This is a genomic window from Paramicrobacterium salitolerans (genome assembly GCF_051513965.1).
GTDB lineage: Bacteria > Actinomycetota > Actinomycetes > Actinomycetales > Microbacteriaceae > Paramicrobacterium.
Map to the genome: position 1 here is coordinate 904,224 of NZ_CP195847.1, position 20,247 is coordinate 924,470.

A 20,247-nucleotide genomic window follows, 5' to 3' on the forward strand; every position below is an offset into this window, starting at 1 on the left:
GTCGAACAACGACAGAAAGCAGGGGTAGTGTCCGGTATCAAAGCTTCGGGGCAAAAGCGGCTCGTTCTGGTCTCAGGTCGTGCGCACCCGGAACTCGCTGAAAGCATCGCGTCCGAGCTCGGATCTGAGCTCGTACCCACAGACGCCCGGACCTTCGCCAACGGCGAGATCTACGCGCGCTTCGACGAGAGTGTGCGCGGCTGTGACGCGTTCGTCATCCAGTCGCACCCGCGACCCATCAACGAGTGGCTCATGGAGCACCTCATCATGGTGGATGCCCTGAAGCGGGCCTCCGCTAAGCGGATCACCGTCGTGGCGCCGTTCTACCCCTACGCGCGCCAAGACAAGAAGGGCCGTGGCCGCGAGCCGATCTCCGCGCGACTGGTCGCCGACCTCTTCAAGGTCGCCGGCGCGGACCGCATCATGTCGGTCGACCTGCACGCCGCGCAGATTCAGGGATTCTTCGACGGCCCTGTCGACCACCTCTTCGCCATGCCCGTGCTGCTCGACTACTTCAAGGAGCGACTCGACCCCGAGAACCTCACGGTGGTCTCGCCCGACATGGGCCGCGTGCGCGTTGCCGACCAGTGGAGTGACAAGCTCGGCGCCCCGCTGGCCATCATCCACAAGCGTCGCGACCCGCTGGTTCCCAACCAGGTCTCGGTGCACGAGATCGTCGGTGACGTGAAGGGCCGCGTGTGCCTCCTCGTCGACGATCTGATCGATACCGGACGCACGATCGTGAAGGCCGCCGAGGCTCTGAAGGAGAACGGCGCGACCGGCGTCGTCGTCGCGGCGACGCACGCCGTCTTCAGCGACCCGGCCGTGGAGCTGCTGCAGTCGTCGTCGATCGACAAGGTCGTCGTCACCGACACGCTTCCTCTTCCGGAGGAGAAGCACTTCGACAAGCTCGAGATCCTCCCGATCGCTCCGCTTCTCGCGCGGGCCATCAAGGAGGTCTTCGACGACGGATCCGTCACGAGCCTCTTCGACGGCGCCGCCTGATCGACGCTTTCACGCAGGGCCCCGCGGCAGACGTCGCGGGGCCCTGCGGCATCCTGCCCCTGCATTCGGATCGCAGCGGGTCAGTAGAGGAAAATCGGCAGCCAGTGTCGCGTGTGCGCGTGCAGCAGCACGAGAAACAGCACGAAGTCGAACAGCAGGTGCACGGACACGACGTAGCTGAGTGACTTGGTGCGGCTGAAGATCCAGCCCTGCACGAGCGCGAACGGAAAGATCAGCAGCGGCCCCCAGGCACGGAACCCGAGCTCCCACAGGAACGACGTGAACATGATCGCCTGAACGAGGTTCGCCTGCCACATCGGCAGGTGCCGCCGCAGCAGCGCGAAGCACGTGCAGATGAAGAACAGCTCGTCCCAGATGCCGAGCCCGTTCGTTCCGAGGAAGAGCCGGGCGATGAGGCTCGGATCATCGGCGGCGGGCCAGTTCTGGTAGACACCCGTCGGAATCATGTAGAGCGGCAGAATGACCCAGCCGAGCACGACGACGCAGATGAGATACACGTACTCGACGGTCGTCCAGCGCACGCCCGTCGCAACCGGAAAACGCACCGTATGGTCGCGGTAGACCCAGCGGGAGATGCAGTACGGAATCAGCACGGCGGCGGCGAGCCCCGCGCCCATCTGCAGCATGTGACCCCACTCGATGTCGGTGTTCACCGGCACGAGGCTGACGCATGTGAGCCCGACCGCGATGAGCGTGAGATCCTTCAGCAAGGTGCGAGACACGAATGCGGATGCCGCGAGAGCGGCGACGATTCCGACGTACGCCCAGGGCCGCAGACCAAGGCCGAAGAGACCGACAGCGGATGCCGCGAGCAGCAGCGCCGGGGCCAGAGTGGCGCCGGTCGAGCGGACGGGCAGCGAAGCGGGCCGGGCGACCATGCCGACATTCTAAGCAGACGCGTCGCATCGAAATCGGATGCTTCACACACGGCGAGGGGCCCGCGAGTCGTACTCGCGAGCCCCTCGGCACCGTGGCTGACGAGCGGTCAGTGGGTGTCTTCTGCGTTGATTTCGGTGCGGTCGCCTGACCAGAGTGTGTGGAAGGTGCCGTCCTTGTCGGTGCGTTTGTAGGTGTGGGCGCCGAAGAAGTCGCGCTGGCCTTGCACGAGGGCGGCGGGGAGGCGGTCGGCGCGGAGTCCGTCGTAGTACGACAGGGAGGAGGAGAACGCGGGTGCGGGGATTCCTGCCTGCGCGGCGGCGACGACGATGCGGCGCCAGGCGGGCTGGGCTGTGGTGACCGCGTCGGTGAAGTACGGGGCGAGGATGAGTGCGACCAGGTCGGGGTTCTCGTCGTAGGCCTCGGTGATGCGGTTGAGGAACTGGGCGCGGATGATGCATCCGCCGCGCCAGATCTTGGCGATGTCGCCCTTCTTGATGTCCCAGCCGTACTGCTCGGCGCCGGCGATGATCTCGTCGAAGCCCTGCGAGTAGGCGATGATCTTGGAGGCGTAGAGGGCCTGGCGGACGTCCTCGATGAAGGCGTCGGGGTCGTCGACGCTCCAGCTGGTGTCGGGGCCGGGCAGGTCGCCCGCGGCCTGGCGCTGGGCCGGTTTGGAGGACAGCGAGCGGGCGAACACGGCCTCGGCGATGCCGGAGACCGGAACACCGAGCTCGAGTGCGGTCTGCACTGTCCAGGCGCCGGTGCCCTTGGCGCCGGCCTGGTCGAGGATGACATCCACGAGGGGCTTGCCGGTCTCGGCGTCGACCTGGCGCAGCACCTCGGCGGTGATCTCGATCAGGTACGACTCGAGCTCGCCGGTGTTCCACTCGGCGAAGATCTCGGCGATCTCGGCGGGGGACTTGCCGGTGCCGCGGCGGATCAGGTCGTAGGCCTCGGCGATCAGCTGCATGTCGGCGTACTCGATGCCGTTGTGGATCATCTTCACGAAGTGCCCGGCACCGTCGGTGCCCACGTGCGTGACGCAGGGCTCACCCTCGGCGACGGCGGCGATCGAGCGCAGGATCGGCCCGAGCGTCTCCCACGCCTCGGCAGAGCCGCCGGGCATGATGCTCGGCCCGTTCAACGCGCCTTCCTCGCCACCGGAGATTCCCGCGCCGACGAAGTTGATGCCGGTCTCACGGACCGCCTTCTCGCGGCGGATCGTGTCGGTGAACAGGGCGTTGCCGCCGTCCACGATGATGTCGCCGGGCTCGAAGCGTTCGACGAGCTGGTCGATGACGGCATCCGTGCCCTTGCCCGCCTTGACCATGATGATCGCCGTGCGGGGAGTCTGCAGCGAGGCCACGAAGTCGTCGATCGATTCCGACGCGATGAAGCCGGCCTCGGGGAACTCCTCGACGACCGCGCGAGTCTTCTCCGGGGAGCGGTTGTAGATCGCGACCGTGTTGCCCTCGCGACTGGCTAAGTTGCGGGCGAGGTTGGAACCCATCACCGCCATGCCGATGACGCCGATGTTCGCCTGTGGGGTATCCGCCATGAGATCTCCTCGTTGGTAGTTGCGGAAAGGAAAAGAGAAAGTCAGTGTGCTCGCGTGCGCGGCAGGTCGACCGGATGCTGCCGACGCGGGAGAATCCAGGGTCAACGCTAGCAAAGCGGGTGCCGACACGTCTCGATGTGAAGCTGTGCGAGGGGTGTACGGTCGGGTGAACGAGCACAAAGGAGTGATTCCGTGAAGATCGACAAGGCTGAGGTCATCGTCACGAGTCCGGACCGCAACTTCGTCACGCTCAAGCTGACGACCGACGACGGTCTCACCGGGCTCGGCGACGCCACGCTCAACGGCAGAGAGCTCGCCGTCGCGGCCTACCTCAACGAGCACGTGGTGCCTCTTCTGATCGATCGCGATCCCTCGCGCATCGAAGACACGTGGCAGTTTCTCTACCGCAGCGGGTACTGGCGGCGCGGCCCGGTCACGATGGCATCCATCGCCGCGGTGGACATGGCGTTGTGGGACATCAAAGGCAAGGCAGCGGGGATGCCGGTCTACCAGCTGCTCGGCGGCGCGAGCCGAAACGGCCTCATGGCTTACGGGCACGCGTCGGGCAAAGAGCTCCCGGAGCTGTTCGACTCGATCCGCGCGCATCAGGAGCTCGGCTACCGCTCCATCCGCGTGCAGACGGGCGTGCCCGGGCTGAAGGCGATCTACGGAATCGCCTCGAACAGCGGGCTGCCGGGGAACGAGGGCGTCCGATACGATCACGAGCCGGCGCAGCGTGGCGCCTTGCCGTCGCAGGAAGACTGGGACACGCGATCATATCTCCGGCACGTGCCAACGGTCTTCGAAGCGGTGCGGAACGAGTTCGGCCCTGAGCTTCCGCTTCTGCACGACGGTCATCACAGGATGACTCCGATGCAGGCGGCGCAGCTCGGCAAGTCCCTCGAACCGTACGATCTGTTCTGGCTCGAGGACTGCACACCCGCCGAGAACCAGGAGGCCCTGCGTCTCGTGCGCCAGCACACCACGACGCCTCTCGCGATCGGGGAGGTCTTCAACACGATCTGGGACTTCCAGAACCTCATCTCCGAGCAGCTCATCGACTACGTGCGAGCCGCATCGACGCACTTCGGCGGCATCACCCCGCTGCGGAAGGTCATGGATTACGCCGCGATGTACCAGATCAAGTCGGGCTTCCACGGACCGACGGACATCTCGCCGGTCGGCTTCGCGGCGCAGCTGCACGTCGGCCTCGCGATCCACAACTACGGCATCCAGGAGTACATGCAGCACGGCAGCCGCACGAACGCGGTCTTCGAACAGTCGATGACCTTCGACGACGGTTACCTGCACCCGGGCGACAGCCCCGGACTCGGAGTCGAACTCGACGTCGACGGCGCGGGGGAGTACCCGTACACGACGGCGTATCTGCCGTACAACCGACTCGCGGACGGAACCGTGCACGACTGGTGACGCAGTAAGCTCGTGCGTGATGAATACCGACTCCCGCGCCGCTCACCGACCCCAGATCGTCGTGATGGGGGTCTCCGGGTCAGGCAAGAGCACCATCGGCGAACGGGTGGCAGAGGTCTACGCAGTGCGATTCATCGACGGAGACGCGCTGCACTCTGCGGCCAACGTCGAGAAGATGTCGGCCGGCCTCGCGCTCACCGACGACGATCGCTGGCCGTGGCTCGCGAAGGTCGGCCGTGTGCTCCGTGAGGCGGGCGAGCGCGGCGAGGGCCTCGTGATCGCGTGCTCCGCTCTCAAACGTTCCTATCGCGACGCGATCCTCGACGAAGCGCCCGAGGCCGTATTCATCGAGCTCAGCGGCAGCCGCGAGGTGCTCGAGCAGCGCATGAGCGGACGAAGCGGCCACTTCATGCCCACAACGCTGCTCGATTCGCAGCTCGAGACCCTCGAGAACCTCGACGCGGACGAGCCGGGAGACATCGTGAACATCGACGGCAGCGTCGACGAGGTCGTTGACGCCGTGCGCCAGGCGATCGACGCACGTGTCGGACACTCCGCGCGCTGAAGCGCGGCCTACGCCTCGGATTCTCACAGGTGGCTCTAAACTCAGGGACATGAGCGAGAATACGGATGCCGTGGGCGTGCGCGAGCCGCGCGACTCCACGACACCGCCATGGCAACGCCGCGTAGCCAGCGCGGTCGTCGCCATCATCTCGCGGTTTCTCGGACTCGGCATGGTGTTCACCGGCGGCGCCAGCGTCATCATGGGCTCAGGAGTCGACGGAACCTTCGGCATGGCGAACTGGCTCGAGGTCTCAGCGGGTCTGCTGCTGATCGCCGGGTCCGCCGCCACGATGGTCGTCTCGACCGCGGGAACGCTCATCGCGGCATCCCTCGAACTCGCGCTCGCGCTCATCGGCTTCGTCGTGCCGTACGTGGCAGGCGGGTGGGAGAGCCACCCCATCAGCTGGATGCCGCGCGTCTACGCGTGGGTGTTCCCTGACGCACTCGCGCAGGCCTCGTATGCGGCGGCCACGGGCTTCCTGCTCACGTTCGCTGCGGTGTCGCTGGCGGCTGCGCTCGGACAGCGGGCGCGGCGACGGGCCGGACCCCGGGTGTCGCCGATCGGCCGCATCATCGCGATGGGAGCGGCCGTCATTCTGAGTGTGCCTGGCGCCGTGCTCGTCTGGATCGGCGGATACGGACTCAACGTGGAGTACCGGGTGCTCGCCTCCTCCGGCATCCCGGTCGGTTCGCTCATCGCCCTGCTCGTGGGAGCGCTGCTGTGCGCCGCAGTCTCTGCAACGGCCCGGCTCTCCGCGGCCGGGCTGTACGGCTTCGGTCTCTACTGGGTCGTCATGTGGGTCGCGCTCGCTGGATTCCTCGCGGGAGTGCCCTCCACCACAACGTCGATCCTGCCGAACTGGGCGACGCAGACAGCGGTCGTGTGGTGCCTCAGCGGCTTCGCGGCCGCGCTCGCCGTGTTCCTGCTCGCGACGGGAGTGGTCGCGCGCGTGCTCGGGCGCTCGGCGATGCAGCGGAGACGAGCTCAGAACGCGCTCTGAGAATCAGCGCCACCGGATGCGGTAGACTTCACGATTGAACTTCGGCGAGGGACACCGTCTCGGTGTCCGTTATCGACGCGGTGGATGGGCACAGGCTTGTCCTCACGCTGACATGCGTTCGAGTTGACAACACGAAACGTCGTCTGGGCTTCGTGCCCGACAGAACCGCCGGCATCGCCGGCAAGGAGAAACCAACATGGCTGACCAGCTCAAGCTCTCCGCAACCGTGCGTGAGGCATTCGGCAAGGGCGCGGCGCGCAAGCTCCGTGCCGCAGGCAAGATTCCCGCTGTCATCTACGGCCACGGTGCCGAGCCGCAGCACGTGACCCTGCCCGGTCACGAGACCATGCTTCTGCTGCGTCGCAGCAACGCGGTCGTCGAGCTCAACGTCGATGGCAAGAAGCAGCTCACGCTGGTGAAGGACGTTCAGCGTGATCCGGTGGCGCAGGTCATCGAGCACGTCGACCTCATCGTCGTGAAGAAGGGCGAGCGCGTTGACGTCGAGGTGCCCGTGCACCTCGAGGGCGAGTCGTTCCCCGGCACCATCGTCATGGTTGAGGTCGGCACCATCCGCCTCAACGTCGAAGCCACGAACATCCCCGAGAACATCGTCGTCTCGATCGAGGGCGCCGAAGAGGGCACGCAGATCCTCGCCGGTGGCGTCGAGCTGCCCGCTGGCGCTGAGCTCGCCGAGGAGGAAGACCTCCTGCTCGCTCAGGTCACCGTTCCGAGCGCTGCTCCCGAGCCCGAGGAAGAGGCCGCGGAGGAAGCCGCAGCGGACGAGGCCGACGAGGCCAAGGACGCCGAGTAAGGCATTTCAGCATCGGGCCCGCCGGTCGTCGCCATCACGGCGCGCCGGCGGGCCACTTGCGTCTGAGAGAGGAACAGCATGGCAGCGGACACCTGGCTCGTCGTCGGTCTCGGAAACCCCGGCCCCGCGTATGAGACCACACGGCACAACATCGGCCAGATGGTCGCCGACGAACTCGCAGACCGACTGCACGCCCGCTTCTCTCGACACAAGGCTCACGCCGTCGTCGCTGAGGGACGCATGGTCCCCGGCGGCCCGAAGTACGTCGTCGCCAAGAGCCTCTCGTATATGAACACGTCTGGCGGCCCCGTCTCAGCGCTGCTGTCCTACTACTCGCTCGATGTCGATCGGCTCATCGTCGTGCACGATGAGCTGGACATCCCGTTCGACAGCCTGAAGCTCAAGACCGGGGGAGGGCACGGAGGGCACAATGGCCTGCGCGACATCACCAAGGCGGCGTCCGCGGAGTTCACTCGCGTTCGCGTTGGAATCGGGCGTCCGCCCGGACGTCAGGATGCCGCAGACTTCGTGCTGCGACCCTTCTCCGCCGATGAGCGCAAAACCCTCCCCAACGTGATCGCGGATGCCGCAGACGCCGTCGAGATGATCGTCGACCAGGGGCTCCTCGCCGCTCAGCAGCGCTTTCACACTGCGGTTCGCTGAGCTCCGCTTCGCTCAGCCGAGCTCGTCGCTGACGCCGGTCGGGCTGTTGTAACTTGTGTCCGACGGCCGCTGGTCGTCCGTGATCACCGCGGACGCTTCGACGTCGCGATTGACGATCGTCGTGGGCGACTCGAGATGCACGGCACCGCTGGGCAGAATGCCCGCACCGCCGAATCGCCGCATGACGCGCCACTGCGCGACGACGTCCTCACCCGCGTGGTCGGGCGGAAGCTCGGTCCAGAAGCCGAATCCTCCGGACTCGACGAGTGCGCTGCGCCGGAAGAGGCAGCAGCCGCCGACCCAGGCGACGCGGTACGCCTTCCAGCCGCCCTCGGGAATGTCGGCGTCGGCGGCGATGTGCGCGAGGTTCGCTGCGTTGTGCAGCATCCATCTCTCGAATTCTGGCGAGTCGCGCGTGATCTCCTCAGGGCGCACGAGCCCCTCCCACCATTCGAACGGCTGCTGCTCGGGACCGCGCACGTCATCGAGATACGAGAGGCCCTGGACCGCAGAGCCGACGAAACCGCAGTCGAGCCTCTGAAGGGCATCCGCCATGCGGGTCAGCGCGCGGGGCTCGAGCCATACATCGTCGTCGAGGTAGAGAACGAGCTCCGCCTCCGACGCGTCGAGCAGAAACTGTCTCTGCTGCGCGATCTCACCCGCTCGGTGCGCCAGGGAGACAGTCCAAGAGCTCGAACGGTTGGAGGTGCTGGATACCGCGACGGTCGACGTCGTGGCAGACCTTCGTGAACTGGGCTTCGGGCGCTTCGAAGGTCGCACTCGCTCCGAGCTGTCCACCGGTGAGGATGCGGCGTCGTTCGACAGATGGCTGCGCCCTCAGCGCGGCTTTCCACCCGCTCCGAACGGTGAGACATGGCAGGATGCCGCAGAGCGAGCGGGCCGCGTACTCGACCGGGTTCGTGAGAGTGGCGAACGCACACTCGTCGTCTCGCATGGCTACCTGCTGAAGATCGCGCTGGCCGGGTACGTCGACGGGGGAGCGGTCGATGATGTGCGGAACACTCACCTGCCGAATGCGGTGCCGGTGTTCCTCGCACCGGCCTCGGCGGGACGCTGGCGGCGAACAGCGCCCGCCCGTCACCCGGAGGGCGCAGCGGCGGCGCGTAGAATGCCAGGGTGAAACTCCAGGGCCTCACTCACGTTCTCGCCCGCGACTCCAGCTTCTCCACCGCACTGACCTACTCGGGGCAGAACGCCGACTTCTCCGTCGCGGATGGCATGCGTGTTCCGCTGCTGGCGGGGCTCGTCGAGCGTCGGCGCGAGGCGGGGCTTCCGCCGGCCGTGCTCATCGTTACGGCGACCGGGCGGGAGTCCGAGAGCGTGCAGCAGGCGCTGCCCAGTTTTCTGCCCGACGCTGAGATCGTGCCGTTCCCGGCATGGGAGACCCTGCCGCACGAGCGCCTGAGCCCGAGTGCTGAGATCGTCGGTCGACGCATCGACGCGCTGTGGCGGATGTCGGAGTGGGACGGGCAAGCACCTCTTGTGGTCGTGGCCTCTGTGCGCGCGGCGCTTCAGCCCATCGCCTCTGACCTCACGGAGATCGAGCCGGTCCGGCTCGTGACCGGGGGCCGTGGGCATGACATGAGTGCACTCACCGCGCAACTGATCGAGCTCGCCTATACGCGCGTCGACCTCGTGTCGCGACGCGGCGAGTTCGCCGTCCGCGGCGGCATCCTCGACGTCTTCCCAACGACGGCGGACCACCCGGTCCGTGTCGAGTTCTTCGGCGACGAAGTCGACATGATCAAGCCGTTCTCCGTCGCGGACCAGCGCTCGAGCACCGAGGTCTACGACAGTGTGACGCTGTTGCCGAGCCGGGAGCTGCTGCTGACCGCGGGCGTGCGGCAGCGTGCGTCAGAGATGCTCGCTGAGTTTCCGAGCATGTCGAACATGCTCGAGAAGATCTCGGAGGGCATCCCGGTCGAGGGCATGGAGTCGTTGGCTCCCGCGCTCCTGGACCGACTGGTCTCGCTTGCGCACTACCTTCCTGATGGAACAGGTGCGGCGGTGCTGTCGCCTGAGCGGGTTGTTGCGCGGTCGATCAGTCTCGCCGAGACGAACAGAGAATTCTTGGATGCCGCGTGGAGCGCCGCGACCGCGGGAGCAGAAGCGCCGATCGACCTCGGCGCGGGTGAGTTCATCACGCTGAACACTCTGCGCGACGACGTGGTCTTCACCCGTCCCGGTGAGAAGAAGCCCGACAGTCCGTGGTGGACATTCAGCCCGTTCCAGCAGGGGCCAGCTGATCTGCTCCCCGAGGAGCTCGAGCTCGATGACCTCATGGCGGTGCGCGTCGCCGCCGATACCGTTCCGAGCTTCCAAGGCAACGTCGACGGAGCCATCGCGCACGTCGACGAGAGACGACGCGACGGCTGGTCGCTCGTCGTCGCCGCGGAGGGGCAGGGCCTCGTGGAGCGCGCGCTGAGTGTTCTGAGCGATCGCGGCATCCCCGCCACCATTGTCGACGATGTGCCCGAGGCTCTCGAGACGGGCACCGTGTATCTCATCAAGGCGGTCGTCGAGCACGGCTTCGAGATGCCGGACATCAAGATCGCCGTTGTGGGCGAATCCGAGTTCTACGGACGCTCCGTCGGCTATGACTCGCGCGCCGTGAAGAAGCTCGCGACGCGACGGAAGAACGTCGTGGACCCGCTGCAGCTGAAGTCCGGCGACTTCGTCGTGCACCAGACGCACGGCATCGGCAAGTTCATCGAGATGACCAAGCGCGAGGTCTCCACGGGCGGCCGCAACGCGGTCAAGACCACGCGCGAGTATCTCGTGCTCGAATACGCTCCGTCGAAGCGCGGCTATCCCGGAGACAAGCTGCTCGTGCCGACCGACCAGCTCGACCTGCTCACCCGCTACGTCGGCGGGGAGTCGCCGCAGCTGTCGAAGATGGGCGGCAGTGACTGGTCTCAGGCGAAGAGTCGAGCCCGCAAGGCCGTCCGTGACATCGCTGTCGAACTCGTCAAGCTCTACGCGGCGCGCATGGCGGCGAAGGGGCATGCGTTCGGGCCGGACACGCCCTGGCAGCGCGAGCTCGAGGATGCCTTCCCGTTCGCGGAGACTCCTGACCAGCTGACCACCATCGACGAGGTCAAGCGCGACATGGAGCGGCCGATCCCGATGGACCGTCTGCTCTCCGGTGACGTTGGCTTCGGCAAGACGGAGGTCGCTGTTCGCGCCGCGTTCAAGGCGGTGCAGGACGGCAAGCAGGTGGCGATCCTCGTGCCGACCACGCTGCTCGTCAAGCAGCACAGCGAGACCTTCCTCGAGCGCTTCGCCGGGTTCCCCGTGCACATGCGCGCGCTCAGCCGGTTCCAGACCGACAAGGAAGCCCGCGAGACGCTTGAGGGACTCACCCGCGGCACCGTGGACGTGGTGATCGGAACGCACCGTCTGCTCACTGAGAAGGTCATCTTCAAGGATCTCGGCCTCGTGATCATCGACGAGGAGCAGCGCTTCGGCGTCGAGCACAAGGACTCCCTCAAGAAGCTCAAGACCAACGTGGACGTACTCGCGATGAGCGCGACCCCGATCCCTCGCACCCTGGAGATGGCCGTCACCGGCATCAGGGAGATGTCGACCCTTGCGACGCCGCCCGAGGAGCGGCATCCGATTCTCAGCTTCGTCGGGCCGTACAACGACAAGCAGGTCGCGGCGGCGATCCGACGTGAGCTGCTGCGTGAGGGGCAGATCTTCTTCGTGCACAATCGCGTCGCGAGCATCAACCGCGTCGCGACGCAGCTCGCGGAGCTCGTGCCGGAGGCGCGCATCGCCGTGGCACACGGGAAGCTCTCTGAGTCCACGCTCGAGCAGGTGGTGGTCGACTTCTGGGAGCGCAAATTCGATGTGCTCGTGTGCACCACGATCATCGAGACGGGGCTCGACATCCAGAACGCGAACACGATCATCATCGACCGCGCTGACAAGTACGGCCTCAGCCAGCTCCACCAGCTTCGCGGTCGCGTGGGTCGCGGCCGCGAGCGGGCCTACGCGTACTTCCTCTACGACGCCGAGAAGCCGCTGTCGGAGACCGCCCAGGACAGACTGGAGACGATCGCCGCGAACAACGAGCTCGGCAGCGGAATGCAGGTCGCGCTCAAGGACCTCGAGATCCGCGGTGCCGGAAACCTGCTCGGCGGCGAACAGGCTGGCCACATCGCGGGAGTGGGCTTCGACCTGTACCTGCGGATGATCGGGGAGGCTGTGTCCACCTTCCGCGGCGATGTCGCAGAAGGCCAGACGGAGCTTCGACTGGAGATTCCCGTCGACGCGAACATTCCCGAGGACTACATCGACAGCGAGAGGCTGCGTCTCGAGGCGTATCAGAAGCTCTCCGCGGCCGCCGCTCCCGCGGCATCCGATGATCAGATCGATCTCGTGATCGACGAGCTCGTCGACCGTTACGGCCCGCTGCCTGAGCAGGTGCAGACTCTCGTCGCCGTCACGCGTCTTCGCCAGCGGGCACAACGCTCGAACCTGTCGGATCTCATCACGATGGGCACGAACCTTCGACTCGCGCCCGTGGACCTTCCCGACTCGATGCAGGTGCGGCTCAAGCGCATGTACCCGAAGGCACGTCTGCTCAGCCAGGCGAACGCGCTCGTCGTTCCGATTCCGCAGCCTCACGGGGAGTCGATGGCGGACGCCGACCTCATCGCGTGGGTGCAGCAGCTTCTCGACGCGATCCTCCCGCTGAAGGCGAAGGAACCGGAGCAGACTCCCACCGGGTAGCGCTCAGCTGATGAGCACGTCGTCCTCGCCCGCAAGCGAGGAGAGTGCTCTCGTGATGCTCGCTCGCAGTCGGGCGTGCTGCGAGCCGAGCGCAGAAGCCGGGTTCGACCAGTTGGTCGGGTCGTAGAGCCAGACTGGTTTCGAAACGAGATGCGAAGGCTCCCAGTCATAGCGTGGCCATACGTGGGCGTGGACAAAGGCATCTGTGTTGCCGAGCACCTCGAGGTTCACGCGACGGAACCCGGAATCGCTTTCACGACACGCGAGCTCTACAGCGGTCGCAAGCAGGTCTGCGTCGGCGAGGAACTGGACGCGCGCCTTCCGTGGCATGTCCGCAAGCGCTCGTGCATCAGGATCACGTCCGAGCAGGACGCAATAGCCGGGGAGAAACTGCACATCGCCGATGACCGCGTACCCGCTTGTCAGCTCGGCAATCACCGTCGGGTTTTCGCCGCGAGCCGCTGATCCGATCCGATCGTCACGCCAATCCATGTCGACACTGTATCGGTCGAATGTCGGCGCACATCACGCGCTCACTGTCGCATCGCCGATCTTTGGTCGCGCGGCGGAGCGTTTCGTGCTCGTGCCCTATCTACGTCGCCTGCTCGTCACGAGGAACACCGTGCTCGCCGCCCTCGGCTGATTCGAGTCGGCGGTAGTGCCGGTTTCGCGCACGAAGCACGACGGCTGCGAGCAAGGCAGCCAGAACGGATGCCGTGAAGATGGCGATCTTCGCGTGGTCGCCGTGGACGCTGCCCGTCTCGAAGCTCAGTTCGGCGACCAGCAGTGACACGGTGAAGCCGATTCCTGCGAGCATCCCGACGCCGATGACGTCGACCCAGGCGAGCGAGCTGTCGAGCCGTGCCTTCGTGAACCGGGTGAGCAGCCACGTCGTGAGAGTGATGCCGATCGGCTTGCCAAAGACGAGACCGGCCAGGATGCCGATCATGACCGGGTCCGTCAGCGCGGTCGCGAAACCGTCGGGTCCGCCGATCGCGACGCCGGCGGCGAAGAACGCGAAGATGGGAACCGCGAATCCGCTGGAGAGCGGCCGAAGCCGATGCTCGAGAACCTCGGCGAGGCCAGGACCTGACTCTGGTCCACCGTGTCGTTCGGTGCGTCGCACGGGAACGACGAAGCCGAGCGCGACTCCCGCGATCGTGGCGTGAACGCCCGACGCGTGCAGGAAGGCCCAGGCGATGACACCCACCGGCAGCAGGATCACCCAGACCGCCCAGCGCTGACGACCGAAGAATCGCGGGAACACGTGTGCGAGCACTCCATACAGTGCGAGAGGCACGAGTGTGAGCAGCAGGGGCGACACAGAGAAGCCCTCCGCGTAGAAGATCGCGATGATGGCGATGGCGATGAGGTCGTCGACGACCGCGAGCGTCAGGAGAAAGATGCGCAGCGCGCTCGGCAGGTGCGACCCGAGGATGGCCAGGACAGCGACGGCGAAGGCGATGTCGGTCGCGGTCGGAATCGCCCAGCCCTGCAACGACTCCGGGGAGCCGATGTTCACGATGACGTAGAAGAGCGCGGGAACCGCGACGCCTCCAAAGGCGGCAGCCACGGGAACGAGAGCGGTCGCGGGGGAGCGCAGATCGCCGACCACGAACTCCTTCTTCAGCTCGAGTCCGGTCAGGAAGAAGAAGATCGCGAGAAGACCGTCAGACGCCCACTCGCCGATCGTGAGCTCGAGGTGCAGCTCGGGGGTGCCGAATGTGATGTCGCGCATGGTGAAGTATGCGTCTGCCCACGGCGAGTTCGCCCAGACGATGGCGATGAGCGCGGCGCCGACCAGCAGCATCCCACCGACGGTCTCCGTGCGCAGAATCGCGCCGATGCGTGTGACCTCAGCTCTGCTTCCCCGTCCGAAGATCGTGCGGGTGCTCTTCGTGCGCGTCATAGACAGTCTCCAGGCTCGCTGACAGAAATTGCCGACCAGACTTCCCGGCGCACCGTCGCACCAGTATAGGGGCTGGGTGCCGCGTAGGGTTGAGGTGAGCCACGTCCCGCAGCCGATCAAGGGGGAGACGATGACGACAGAGCCGAAGGATGCCGCGACAGCGGTCCAGCACGTGCGACGCGGCTTCGAGAGCGGCGTCACCAAACCGCTCGCGTGGCGCCGCGACCAGCTTCAGGCCCTCAAGAGACTGATCCTCGACAACCAGGAGCTTCTCGAGAGTGCGTTGCATCGCGACCTCGGCAAGCACGGCACAGAGTCACAGGTCACCGAGATCGGCTTCGTTCTGACGGAGCTCGAGTACGCGCTGCGACACCTACGGGCGTGGGCGCGACCGCGACGTGCCGCCGTGCCGTTCGTCCTCGCCCCGGCATCCGCTCGCACCGTGTATGAGCCTAAGGGCACGTTGCTCATCATCGGTCCCTGGAACTACCCTGTCCAGCTGATCCTGGCACCGCTCGTCGGGGCGCTCGCCGCGGGCAACGCGGTCGTGCTGAAGCCCAGTGAAGTGGCCCCCGCGACAAGTGAGGTCCTCACCGCACTCATCGGGGCGTATTTGGATGAGCGTGCGGTCGCCGTGGTCGAGGGAGACGCCGACGTCGCACAGGAGCTGCTTGCGCAGCGCTTCGACCACATCTTCTTCACGGGGAGCACAGCGATCGGGCGCATCGTCGCGAAAGCGGCATCCGAGCATCTCACCCCTGCCACCCTCGAGCTCGGCGGCAAATCGCCGGCGTTCATCGACGACACCGTCGACCTGGCGGCCGCGGCCCGCCGCCTCATGTGGGGAAAGCTCATGAACGCGGGGCAGACGTGCGTGGCCCCGGACTACGTGCTGGCCAGCGCCGAGACCGCGGCGGCGCTCGTCCCGCACATCCGCGCGGCGATCGCCGAGTTCTACGGAGACGACCCTGCGCAGAGCGGAGACTACGGTCGGATGGTCAGTGTGCGGCACACGCAGCGGGTCAGCGAGCTGCTCGAGGGTCAGACGCCTGTGATCGGCGGACGCGTCGACGTCGACGCGCGCTACGTCGAGCCCACTGTCGTGGATGATGCGGACCCTGAGTCGAGGCTCATGCAGGAGGAGATCTTCGCGCCCGTCCTGCCCATCGTGCACGTTGCGGATGCCGCCGAGGCTGTGCGCTTCATCGCGGCGCGCGACAAACCGCTGGCGCTCTACGTGTTCTCGGAGGACGACGAGACGCGCCGCCGCTTCACGCGCGACACCTCCTCGGGGGCGATCGCGTTCGGCATTCCAGCCGCGCATCTGACCGTGCCCGATCTGCCGTTCGGCGGAGTCGGGTCCAGCGGCATGGGGGAGTACCACGGCGAGCGGTCGTTCACCACGTTCAGCAACGCGAAGGCCGTGCTCTCCAAGGGCCTCACACCCGACACGATGTCGCTCGTGTATCCGCCGTTCACAGAGACGAAGGACACCATCGCGCGCAAGATCATCGCGCGCACCGCACGGCTCCTCGGGCGCGACGATGACTGAGCCCGACGGCATCGACGGTCTCGCACTGGGGGGCAGCGGCACCGAGATCGAGGCGCTCGTCGCCGACATGGCTCTGGTGCTCGACCGCTGCGTGTGGAGCCAGACGATGACCCACGCCTCCCTCGTCACCTACCTCGTCGAGGAGAGCTACGAACTCGTCGACGCGATCGAGAGTGAGGATGCCGAGGCGATGCTCGAAGAGCTCGGCGACGTTCTGTGGCAGATCGTCTTCCATGCCGAGATCGCGGCGCGCACCGATGGGGAGGGGTTCGACTTCGACGATGTCGCGCGTGTCGCCCGCGAGAAGGCTGAGCGCCGGCATCCTCATGTCTTCGGCGGCGAGAGTGCGCCGACGCTCGACGACGTCTTCCGCGTGTGGAGCGCGGCAAAGGCACAGGAGAAGAAGGACCGCACGAGCGCGCTCGACGGCATCCCCTCGCAGCTTCCCGCTCTCGCGCTCGCTGACAAAGTGCTGGGCCGCGCAGCCCGCGCCGGCGCCCTGCCGCCGGGCGCTCTCGGACGAGAGCCTGGTGTCGATGCCGTGGGACGCGACGAGGAGAGCGCCGAACAGAGCGAAGACAGAAACACGGATGCCGTCGCGGCCGACGAAGCCGCGCTCGGCGATGAGCTGCTCGCGATCGTCGCCGACGCCCGCCGCCGCGGCCTCGATGCCGAGCGCGCGCTCCGCGGCGCCGTCCACCGCCTGAGCGACCGCGTGCGTGACGCGGAGCGTGAGGAGCGGCGTCCCTCGTCATGACAGAATTGAAGCCATGGCTTCCTCTGTGACACCGCCGCGCGGCATGCGCGATTACCTCCCTGCAGACAAAGCGAAGCGCGAGTACGCCCTCGGCCTCATCCGCGGCGTCTACACGCAATACGGCTTCGACGAGATCGAGACCCCCGTGGTCGAGGACTACACGCGTCTGCATGCGGGGCTCGGCGGAGACAACGAGAAGCTCACCTTCAACGTGCTGAAGCGCGGACTCAGCGGCGACGATCTGCGGGCGGCGGCCGATTCCGGCGACAGCGCGGCGATCTCCGACCTGGGACTCCGCTTCGACCTGACCGTTCCGCTCGCACGCTTCTACACGACGCACCGCGGTGAGCTGCCGCCGGTGTTCCGCGCCATCCAGATCGCCCCGGTCTGGCGCGCGGAGCGTCCGCAGAAGGGCCGCTATCGCCAGTTCGTCCAGTGCGACATCGACATCTTCGGGGAGCCCGGTCCGCTCGCGGAGATCGAGCTGCTCTCGGCCACGGCCGCGGCGCTCGCCGAACTCGGCATCACCGGCTATACGTTCCGACTCAACGACCGCCGCATTCTGAACAGCATGCTCGACGTGTTCGGCTTCGCCGCTGACGAGCAGCCCGGCGTGCTCATCACGATCGACAAGCTTGACAAGGTCGGCGTCTCCGGCGTCGTCGCCGAGCTGCGGGAGCGCGGCGTGACGGCATCCGCCATCGATTCGCTCGAGGAGTTCCTCGTCGGCGTCGCCGACGTCGAGGCTGGTCCATTCGGAGAGGAGCAGATCCGCTCCCTTCTGCCGGAGGGCGTCGACGCCGAGGTCATCGGCGAGCTCGCGGAGATCGGTCGAGCGGTCGAGCGTGCTGTCGAGGCATCCGGTGTCGATCACAGCGATGTTCCGCTCGTCGCGTTCGATCCGTTCCTCGTGCGCGGCATGGGGTATTACACCGGGCCGATCTTCGAGATCCACCATCCCGAGCTCGGCTACTCGCTGGGTGGCGGCGGACGCTACGACGGCGTCGTCGGCAGATTCCTCGGGCAGGACGTCCCGGCCTCGGGGGCTTCTCTCGGTTTCGACCGCATCGTCGATCTGATCCAGACGGATGCCGCTCAGCAGGGCGACCGCATCGTCCTCGTTCACGACCGCGACGTCGCCCCCGCAGATCTCGTCGCTCTCAAATCACAGCTCGTCGCCGGAGGCGCACGTGTGCGGCTGGAGAAGCGCGTCAAGAACCTCAAGGGGCTGCTCGACCGCGTGACCGAGGCCGGCTTCACATCGTTCGCGTTCGTGCGTTCCGGGGTGACCGACCCGAATGAACTTGAGATCAAGCCCCTCGGCTGACCATGAGCTTTGCTCGCGGTGTGGCTAGACTTGGCCGCGGGCCAACGACGTTCCACTCACCTTCCACTATCGGCAAAGAGGAGACATCCCGTGGCATTCATCGAGGCGACCACCGCCCGTGAGATTCTGGATTCCCGTGGCAACCCGACCGTTGAGGTCGAGGTTCTGCTCGACGACGGAGAAGTGGGCCGTGCCGCGGTTCCCTCCGGCGCATCCACCGGAGCGTTCGAAGCGTACGAGCTGCGCGACGGCGACAAGAGCCGCTACCTCGGCAAGGGCGTGACCAAGGCTGTCACCGCCGTTCTCGACGAGCTCGGGCCGGCCATCGAGGGCTTCGAGGCCTCTGAGCAGCGTCTCATCGACAACGCTCTTCGCGAGGTCGACGGCACCGAGAACAAGAAGCGCGTCGGCGCCAACGCCATCCTCGGCGTAAGCCTCGCGGTCGCGCACGCCGCCGCGAACTCGGCCGACCTGCCGCTGTTCCGTTACCTCAGCGGACCGAACGCACACGTTCTGCCCGTTCCGCTCATGAACATCATCAACGGCGGTGCGCACGCCGACACGGGCGTCGACATCCAGGAGTTCATGATCCTGCCGATCGGCGCACCGAGCTTCTCCGAGGCTCTCCGCTGGGGTGCCGAGACCTACCATGCGCTCAAGGGGCTGCTGAAGTCGAAGGGCCTCGCCACCGGCCTCGGCGACGAGGGCGGCTTCGCGCCGGACCTCGCGCACAACCGCGCCGCGCTCGACCTCATCACCGAGGCGATCGAGAAGGCCGGCTACACCCCCGGCTCCGACATCGCGCTCGGGCTCGACGTCGCGTCGACCGAGTTCTTCGAGAACGGCGTCTACCACTTCGAGGGTGAAGACCGCTCGAGCGAGCAGATGTCCGCGTACTACGAGGAGCTCGTCGCGAACTACCCGCTCGTCACCATCGAGGACCCCCTCGCGGAGGACGACTGGGAGGGCTACCAGCAGCTCACCCCGGCACTCGGCAGCAAGGTGCAGATCGTCGGAGATGATCTCTTCGTCACGAACCCGGAGCGTCTCGCCGGCGGCATCGCCAAGGGCGCCGCGAACTCACTGCTCGTCAAGGTGAACCAGATCGGAACCCTCACCGAGACGTTCGACGCTGTGAGCCTCGCGCAGCACTCCGGCTACACCGCGATCCTCTCGCATCGCTCCGGTGAGACCGAGGACACCACGATCGCTGATCTCGCCGTCGCGACCAACGCCGGCCAGATCAAGACCGGTGCGCCTGCACGGTCCGAGCGTGTCGCAAAGTACAATCAGTTGCTGAGGATCGAGGAGGAGCTGGGCGAGGGCGCCGTCTACGCCGGCCGCTCCGCGTTCCCGCGCTTCACCGCGTAAGACTGTGACCGACGCTCCCGGCGCTGCGCAGAGGCGCGGTGCCGGGAGCGTCTGTATCAGATCAGGAGGATGCCGTGGCACGACGCCCCTCACGCACGCCGAGCTCCGCTCCGCGCTCGCGCCCGGGCACGCGTCGAGCTGACGATCCGACTGAGCGCAGCCGCTGGCTCGGCGGCATCCACTTCTCCGGCTTCTCGCTCATGATGATGGCGCTCATCGTTCTCGGCGTCGTCGTTCTCGCCCCGAACCTGAAAGCTCTCGTCGAGCAGCGTCAGCAGATCGCCGATCTGCGTCAGGCGGTCGCCGACCAGCGCGACGATGTCGAGGCGAAGCAGGAGCAGCGCCAGCGCTGGGACGATCCGAACTACATCCAGACGCAGGCTCGAGAGCGCTTCTTCTACGTGAAGCCGGGCGAGATCAGCTTCATCGTGATCAACGACCTCGACAAGACGTTCCTCCCCGACACGTCGGAGCCGATCAGCGACGAACTCACCACGACGGATGTGGACTGGGCATCGTCGATGCTCACCTCCATCCTGACCGCGGCGTTCACTCCCGTGTCAGAGGATGACGAGTCCGATTCGCCGAAGCCGTCGTCGACGCCGACTCCCACACCGACTAAGACCGCGGAGAAATGACC

Annotated in this window: 18 protein-coding genes; 13 read left to right on the forward strand and 5 right to left on the reverse strand. The window is 66.5% G+C overall.

Annotated elements, in window-relative coordinates:
• The first annotated feature begins 27 nt into the window (after positions 1-27).
• Complete coding sequence (locus ACSAGD_RS04235) at positions 28-1,005, forward strand: ribose-phosphate diphosphokinase (RefSeq protein ID WP_437584485.1); 978 nt, start codon at positions 28-30, stop codon at positions 1,003-1,005.
• A gap of 80 nt (positions 1,006-1,085) precedes the next feature.
• Here ACSAGD_RS04235 and ACSAGD_RS04240 read toward each other — a convergent pair whose 3' ends face one another.
• Positions 1,086-1,904: a CPBP family glutamic-type intramembrane protease gene (locus ACSAGD_RS04240; RefSeq protein ID WP_437584486.1), complete on the reverse strand. Its 819-nt coding sequence runs from the start codon at positions 1,902-1,904 to the stop codon at positions 1,086-1,088.
• Between the two features lie 107 nt (positions 1,905-2,011).
• Entirely contained in the window at positions 2,012-3,463 is a 1,452-nt protein-coding gene (gndA, locus tag ACSAGD_RS04245; RefSeq protein WP_437584487.1) for an NADP-dependent phosphogluconate dehydrogenase, read from the reverse strand.
• A 192-nt stretch (positions 3,464-3,655) separates the two neighbouring features.
• Here gndA and manD point away from each other — a divergent pair, with 192 nt between their 5' ends.
• The 5 genes from manD to pth all read left to right on the forward strand — a co-directional run bounded on the left by manD (position 3,656) and on the right by pth (position 7,933).
• On the forward strand, positions 3,656-4,894 hold the full coding sequence (gene manD / locus ACSAGD_RS04250; RefSeq protein WP_437584488.1) for a D-mannonate dehydratase ManD: 1,239 nt from the start codon (positions 3,656-3,658) through the stop codon (positions 4,892-4,894).
• Between the two features lie 19 nt (positions 4,895-4,913).
• Complete coding sequence (locus ACSAGD_RS04255; protein ID WP_437584489.1) at positions 4,914-5,459, forward strand: gluconokinase; 546 nt, start codon at positions 4,914-4,916, stop codon at positions 5,457-5,459.
• A gap of 49 nt (positions 5,460-5,508) precedes the next feature.
• Positions 5,509-6,459, forward strand: a complete 951-nt coding sequence (locus tag ACSAGD_RS04260) for a hypothetical protein (RefSeq protein WP_437584490.1) — start codon at positions 5,509-5,511, stop codon at positions 6,457-6,459.
• 196 nt (positions 6,460-6,655) lie between these two features.
• Positions 6,656-7,270 (forward strand): 50S ribosomal protein L25/general stress protein Ctc, encoded by a 615-nt coding sequence (locus ACSAGD_RS04265; RefSeq protein ID WP_437584491.1) that lies wholly within the window; start codon positions 6,656-6,658, stop codon positions 7,268-7,270.
• A 78-nt stretch (positions 7,271-7,348) separates the two neighbouring features.
• Positions 7,349-7,933: an aminoacyl-tRNA hydrolase gene (gene pth, locus ACSAGD_RS04270; RefSeq protein ID WP_437584492.1), complete on the forward strand. Its 585-nt coding sequence runs from the start codon at positions 7,349-7,351 to the stop codon at positions 7,931-7,933.
• 12 nt (positions 7,934-7,945) lie between these two features.
• On the opposite strand, the gene ACSAGD_RS04275 is transcribed toward pth, so the two are convergent.
• A complete protein-coding gene (locus tag ACSAGD_RS04275) occupies positions 7,946-8,488 on the reverse strand; it encodes a hypothetical protein (protein ID WP_437584493.1) in 543 nt (180 codons plus the stop codon).
• Positions 8,489-8,639: 151 nt separating this feature from the next.
• Here ACSAGD_RS04275 and ACSAGD_RS04280 point away from each other — a divergent pair, with 151 nt between their 5' ends.
• Positions 8,640-9,074 carry a histidine phosphatase family protein gene (locus tag ACSAGD_RS04280; RefSeq protein ID WP_437584494.1) on the forward strand — a complete coding sequence of 145 codons (435 nt, stop codon included), beginning with the start codon at positions 8,640-8,642 and terminating at the stop codon, positions 9,072-9,074.
• On the forward strand, positions 9,071-12,691 hold the full coding sequence (gene mfd / locus ACSAGD_RS04285) for a transcription-repair coupling factor (RefSeq protein ID WP_437584495.1): 3,621 nt from the start codon (positions 9,071-9,073) through the stop codon (positions 12,689-12,691). The genes ACSAGD_RS04280 and mfd overlap by 4 nt, the downstream gene beginning before the upstream one ends.
• Before the next feature lie 3 nt (positions 12,692-12,694).
• Here the strand turns inward: mfd and ACSAGD_RS04290 are convergent, their stop codons facing one another.
• Both ACSAGD_RS04290 and nhaA read right to left on the reverse strand, forming a co-directional pair.
• Positions 12,695-13,183 carry an HIT family protein gene (locus tag ACSAGD_RS04290; protein WP_437584496.1) on the reverse strand — a complete coding sequence of 163 codons (489 nt, stop codon included), beginning with the start codon at positions 13,181-13,183 and terminating at the stop codon, positions 12,695-12,697.
• Between the two features lie 100 nt (positions 13,184-13,283).
• On the reverse strand, positions 13,284-14,600 hold the full coding sequence (nhaA, locus tag ACSAGD_RS04295; protein ID WP_437584497.1) for a Na+/H+ antiporter NhaA: 1,317 nt from the start codon (positions 14,598-14,600) through the stop codon (positions 13,284-13,286).
• 94 nt (positions 14,601-14,694) lie between these two features.
• On the opposite strand from nhaA, the gene ACSAGD_RS04300 reads away from it, so the two are divergent.
• The 5 genes from ACSAGD_RS04300 (at position 14,695) to ACSAGD_RS04320 (ending at position 20,245) form a co-directional block, all read left to right on the forward strand.
• Positions 14,695-16,152 carry an aldehyde dehydrogenase family protein gene (locus ACSAGD_RS04300; RefSeq protein WP_437584498.1) on the forward strand — a complete coding sequence of 486 codons (1,458 nt, stop codon included), beginning with the start codon at positions 14,695-14,697 and terminating at the stop codon, positions 16,150-16,152.
• Complete coding sequence (locus ACSAGD_RS04305; RefSeq protein ID WP_437584499.1) at positions 16,145-16,909, forward strand: MazG family protein; 765 nt, start codon at positions 16,145-16,147, stop codon at positions 16,907-16,909. The genes ACSAGD_RS04300 and ACSAGD_RS04305 overlap by 8 nt, the downstream gene beginning before the upstream one ends.
• Positions 16,910-16,922: 13 nt before the next feature.
• Positions 16,923-18,236, forward strand: coding sequence for a histidine--tRNA ligase (gene hisS, locus ACSAGD_RS04310; protein WP_437584500.1), 1,314 nt, complete (start codon positions 16,923-16,925; stop codon positions 18,234-18,236).
• A gap of 90 nt (positions 18,237-18,326) precedes the next feature.
• Positions 18,327-19,607, forward strand: coding sequence for a phosphopyruvate hydratase (gene eno, locus ACSAGD_RS04315; protein WP_437584501.1), 1,281 nt, complete (start codon positions 18,327-18,329; stop codon positions 19,605-19,607).
• Between the two features lie 74 nt (positions 19,608-19,681).
• Positions 19,682-20,245: an FtsB family cell division protein gene (locus ACSAGD_RS04320; RefSeq protein WP_437584502.1), complete on the forward strand. Its 564-nt coding sequence runs from the start codon at positions 19,682-19,684 to the stop codon at positions 20,243-20,245.
• Positions 20,246-20,247 lie beyond the last annotated feature (2 nt).